General features: G+C 61.0%; 3 protein-coding genes. 2 read left to right on the plus strand and 1 reads right to left on the minus strand.

Features of this window, described 5'->3' with window-relative positions; translation table 11 throughout:
- Positions 1 to 101 precede the first annotated feature (101 nt).
- Both rplT and NW840_RS13650 read left to right on the plus strand, forming a co-directional pair.
- Positions 102 to 458 carry a 50S ribosomal protein L20 gene (rplT, locus tag NW840_RS13645; protein WP_011434388.1) on the plus strand — a complete coding sequence of 119 codons (357 nt, stop codon included), beginning with the start codon at positions 102 to 104 and terminating at the stop codon, positions 456 to 458.
- A 79-nt stretch (positions 459 to 537) separates the two neighbouring features.
- The gene (locus NW840_RS13650; protein ID WP_041436884.1) at positions 538 to 1,269 is read left to right on the plus strand and encodes a transporter substrate-binding domain-containing protein; all 732 of its coding nucleotides are present in this window, start codon (positions 538 to 540) and stop codon (positions 1,267 to 1,269) included.
- Positions 1,270 to 1,335: 66 nt separating this feature from the next.
- Here NW840_RS13650 and purH read toward each other — a convergent pair whose 3' ends face one another.
- Positions 1,336 to 3,069, minus strand: a complete 1,734-nt coding sequence (gene purH, locus NW840_RS13655) for a bifunctional phosphoribosylaminoimidazolecarboxamide formyltransferase/IMP cyclohydrolase (RefSeq protein ID WP_414344856.1) — start codon at positions 3,067 to 3,069, stop codon at positions 1,336 to 1,338.
- Positions 3,070 to 3,260: the final 191 nt, after the last annotated feature.

Raw genomic sequence — 3,260 nt, forward strand, 5'->3', positions numbered from 1 at the left:
GAGCAGGCTCAGGGCTACTGAAAGCCCGCTCCGTACCGCTTTAGCGGTCGGAGTCGGGTAGTTTACTTTGAGTTTGTTCAAGTTCCTATTGAGTTACTGCCATGAGAGTCAAACGGGGCAATGTCGCCCGCAAGCGCCGCAAAAAGATCCTCAAGCTGGCCAAAGGCTTTCGGGGAGCTGGTTCAAAGCTGTTCCGCACCGCCAACCAGCAGGTGATGAAGGCTTTGCGCAGCGCCTACCGGGATCGCCGCCGCAAGAAGCGGGATTTTCGTCGCCTATGGATTACCCGCATCAACGCGGCCACCCGTGCCCAGGGCCTGCGTTACCACGAGTTCATCGATGGTCTCAAAAAAGCCAATATCCAGCTCAACCGCAAAATGTTGGCCCGCTTGGCTTTCCTGGATCCAGAGGCCTTTACCCAGGTGGTGGAGGCAGCGCGCCAGTCTCGCGCCTCCTGAGGAGGTTCCGACGGCTATCCAGAAGTCCTTCCTGGCAGCCATTCTGGCCCTCGCCTGCCTGGGGAGAGGGATCCCTACTGTGGCTCGTCCTTGGCCGGAGATTGTGGATTCTGGACGGCTGCGCGTTGCCGTAAAAGACAACTTGAGGCCGCTGGGGTTTCGCACTCCCCAAGGGGATCTGCAGGGGTTTGAGATCGAGCTGGCTTGTGAGCTGGGATCCCGGCTGTTGGGCTCGGCAGAGGCTGTGGAGTTGGTGCCGGTCTCGAATGTAGAGCGGCTGCAGGTGCTGGCTGACGGCCAGGTGGATTTGGCCATTGCTCAGATCGGCATTACCCCGGATCGGGCGCGCCAGGTGGAGTTCACTTCTGCTTACTATCAGGATGGCCCCAGCTTGGTTGTGGCTCGTTCCCACAACTGGGAAAGCTGGTCGGACTTGCGGGGCGGTCGCGTTGCAGTCTTGCGCGGTTCCAGCGCCATTCCCCTGCTGAATCGATACCTGCCAGGGGTGGAGCTGGTGCCTGTCGATTCCTACCGAGAAGGGGCGGAACTGCTCCTGAAAGGGGCGGTGCAGGGGTGGGCAGCAGATCGCTCGGTGCTGGCAGGGTGGCTAGCAGAGCATCCCCGTCGCGAAAGCGCTGCGGAGCAACAGTTTCAATTTCTGGGATCCCCCTTGGCAACGGTGGGGCTGGGCATTGCCATGCCCAAGGGGCTGCAGCACGCCGAATTGCGGCTGCGGGTGCGCCGAGAACTGGAGAATTTGCGGGCTGAGGGCTGGCTGGCAGAGCGGGCCAGAGCCTGGGGGTTGCCCTAAAGTTGAGGATACTCCCTACTCTTTGTCTCTCTTGGGAAGATTTCTCTCTTGAGCAGAAAGGCGGGCTCAGTGCAGAAAGTGACGTATGCCGGTGCAAACCATGGCAATACCGGCAGCGTTGGCAGCAGCAATGGAATCGGCATCGCGGATGCTCCCCCCCGGCTGGATGATGGCGCGGATCCCTGCTCGGGCAGCCATCTCCACACTGTCGGCAAAGGGGAAGAAGCCATCGCTGGCCAAAACAGCTCCTGCTGCTTGGGATCCCGCCTGCTGGAGAGCGATCTCCGCTGCTCCCACCCGATTCATTTGTCCGGCTCCGACGCCGAGCGTCTGCCTCTGCTTGGCGACGACAATGGCGTTGGATTTCACATGTTTGCAGACTATCCAGGCAAATTCCAGATCCGCCCACTCCTCCGGTGTGGGCTGGCGCTGGGTGACCACTTGCCAAGAAGGGGGGCTGTCGGTTTGCATCGGTTCCTGGTCGCGACAGCGTTGCAGAGCAACAGGTGAATCGGCGTCTTGCACCAGAAAGCCCCCGGCCAGGGTGCGGATTGTTTGGGCAGGCCCCACACACAAGTCCGGCAAGATCAAGACCCGCAAGTTCTTTTTGACTGACAGTAGCTCAGCCGCCTCCGGGGTACAATCGGGAGCCACCACACACTCCAGAAAAGGCTCTACCAGCCGCCGGGCGGTCTCCCGATCCAAAGTTTGGTTGAGGGCGACGATGCCCCCAAAGGCCGAAACTGGATCAGCAGCCAGGGCAGCCTCGAGGGCGGCAGCCGGCGATGGGCGAATGGCCACCCCGCAGGGGTTGTTGTGCTTAACCACCACCGCCACCGCTTGTTCAGGTTGCAAGAACTCCCTCCGAGCAGAGCCAGAAGACACAGAGCCCTTCCCGTCAGTGGGCCGCGTCGCATCAGCATTGCGGAGTAACAAGGTTAACTCTGCCGCCAGGGCACGGGCCGCCTCCAGATCCAGCAGGTTGTTGTAGCTCAGCTCCTTCCCCTGCAACTGCTTAGCCCGGTGCCAGCCGGGGGCAGCCGGATCCGTCACATACCAAGTGGCAGCTTGATGGGGATTTTCCCCGTAGCGCAGGCGTTGCCACAGGATCCCTTGCAGTTGAAACCTGTCTTCAGCGGCAGCTGCGGAGGACTGGGAGGGACCTGCTAGCTCCAGGCGAGCCAGGTAGGTGACGATGGCGCGGTCGTAGGCCAGCACCTGCTCAAAGGCCCGACGAGCACACTGGAAGCGAAACGCCAGCCGCTCTGTTTCCCCATAGGCCCCGGAGAGCAGTTGCAAATACTGGGGGTACTGGCTGGGATCCGTCAGCACCGTAACGTAGGGATAATTTTTGGCTGCCGCCCGCGCCAAAGTGGGCCCGCCGATATCGATCTGCTCAAAAGCTTCCTCCAGAGACACTCCTGCCTGGGCCACTGTCTGTTCAAAAGGGTAGAAGTTGACCACCACCAGTTGGATGGGAGGGATCCCCAGCGCCTCTAGGTCTGCCCGGTCTTCGCTGCATTCCAGGCGGGCCAAAATGCCGCCGTGGATGCGGGGGTGCAGCGTCTTCACCCTTCCCCCCAAGATTTCCGGCGCGCCAGTGTGGGCAGAGACAGGGGTGACCGGGATCCCAGCTTCTGAGAGCGCCTTGGCGGTTCCCCCACTGCTGAGCAGTTGAAAGCCATGCTCTTGCACGAGGGACTGGGCCAGCGGGATCAGTCCGGTTTTGTCGGATACACTCAACAAAGCCAACGGTACAGAATCCTGTTCGCGACAGCGTTGCGCAGTAGCAAGGGGCATTGGAGGCGTTATCCAGTAGAGAAGGGCCCAGAGGAAAAAGCTGGCCGGGATACCCAGCCCAGCGCTCTCACAGCATACCCCGAAAGCTGGACCCTCTTGTCCAGCCACCTGGTTCAGACAAATCTTCAGCTAGAAATCGCAGGAGCCCCGCACTGTACCCGTAGGGTCAGTGTCGGGAGGAATGCGGAAGT

The sequence above is a fragment of the Synechococcus sp. R5-13 genome, assembly GCF_047462015.1.
GTDB lineage: Bacteria > Cyanobacteriota > Cyanobacteriia > Thermostichales > Thermostichaceae > Thermostichus.

Excerpts from the sequence above, each read along its gene's own strand:
- rplT (WP_011434388.1), top strand. The coding sequence starts at position 102 with ATGAGAGTCAAACGGGGCAATGTCGCCCGCAAGCGCCGCAAAAAGATC.
- purH (WP_414344856.1), bottom strand. The coding sequence starts at position 3,069 with ATGCCCCTTGCTACTGCGCAACGCTGTCGCGAACAGGATTCTGTACCG.